Annotated in this window: 3 protein-coding genes; all 3 read left to right on the top strand. The window is 29.3% G+C overall.

Annotated elements, in window-relative coordinates; genetic code table 11:
• Nucleotides 1-321 (top strand): type II toxin-antitoxin system Phd/YefM family antitoxin (locus DXB52_RS15725; protein ID WP_472520574.1); only part of this gene is annotated, 321 nt, incomplete at its 5' end.
• Entirely contained in the window at nucleotides 314-577 is a 264-nt protein-coding gene (locus tag DXB52_RS15720) for a Txe/YoeB family addiction module toxin (protein ID WP_118108049.1), read from the top strand. The genes DXB52_RS15725 and DXB52_RS15720, both read left to right, overlap by 8 nt.
• A 366-nt stretch (nucleotides 578-943) precedes the next feature.
• Nucleotides 944-1,428: P-loop NTPase fold protein (locus DXB52_RS15715; protein ID WP_472520571.1), on the top strand; the 485-nt coding region annotated here is incomplete at its 3' end.

Raw genomic sequence — 1,428 nt, 5'->3', positions numbered from 1 at the left:
CAGAATGTTGTACGTTATAATTTAAGTACAGAAAACTGTACGGAGGTGAATGATATGTTAGCTGTAAATTATACGTCTTTAAGAGATAATATGAAAAGTTATATGGATCAAGTGACGGATGATTATGAGACAATGATTGTTACTCGCAAAAATAATAAAAATGTTGTTATGATGTCTGAAGAAGCTTACAATAACTTAATGGAAAATGTTTATGTTATGGGAAATAAAGCAAATTATGACTGGTTAATGGAATCCAAAGTGCAGCTGGAAAGTGGAAATTTTACTTCTCATGCATTGTCTGAGGTATTAGAAGATGAATAAAGTATTTACTGATAATGGCTGGGAAGACTATACTTACTGGCAGACAGAAGATAAAAAGACATTGAAAAAAATAAATAATCTTTTAAAAGATATTGACCGAAATGGAAATGAAGGCATAGGAAAGCCAGAGCCATTATCGGGAAACTTGGCTGGTTTCTGGAGTAGACGGATTAATGATAAAGATCGCTTGATTTATAAGATTGATGAGAAAAATATTTACATCTTGGCATGTAGGTATCATTATAGCGACAAATAAAATAAGAAAGGCACTGACGGAAGATAAAATTGATCTTCTGAAGGTGCTTTTCTTTTATCCTGCCAATTACATGGTTCGTCCGATTGGATGTAAGATTAAAAATTTTTGATATATTTTGGTAATCATAAAATTTGATTGAAAATACTAATAAAATTCTGAAAATACAATATCATGATAAAATAACTTGATTTCTTCTATATAGTGTGTTAGGGTAGTATATTTTGGTAATCATAAAATTTGATTGAAAATACTAATAAAATTCTGAAAATACAATATCATGATAAAATAACTTGATTTCTTCTATATAGTGTGTTAGGGTAGTAAGCACCTTGAAGATGTATAAAAAAGAAAGAAGATGTTTAGCAAATGAAAAGAGCAACATTAGAAGCTACGGATGAAAATATTTTACAGTCAATTAAAGAACAGAATGGAACGAGAAATACAGAAATCAAAGATTTTATAGAAGCATTAGAACTTATCGAAGGAAATATGTTTATTAGTCTTGACGCAAGATGGGGAGAGGGGAAAACATTTTATGTTCGGCAAATAGAAAAAACATTGGAATATCAGACAATGAAAAATTTTAGTACAGATGATACCCAAGATGAACTGGATAAAATGAAGCTATATTTTACTGGTACAACATTAGAAGAAATTGATTTAAAACATTCATATCTTCCAGTATATTATAATGCATGGTTATATGATAATCACGGTGATCCATTAATGTCATTACTTTATGTGATTGTTAAAAAATGTGGCATTTGGATAGATTCTAAACTTACAAAAGATAAAACCGAAAAATTGAAAGATTTGATTAAATCAGTACAAGTGAGTTTAGGAATGTTTTC

It is taken from the genome of Ruminococcus sp. OM04-4AA (assembly GCF_003462585.1).
GTDB classification, from domain to species: domain Bacteria; phylum Bacillota; class Clostridia; order Lachnospirales; family Lachnospiraceae; genus Mediterraneibacter; species Mediterraneibacter faecis.
The sequence above is the reverse complement of the archived record's forward strand: the minus strand, read 5'-3'. Positions and strand labels throughout refer to the sequence as shown.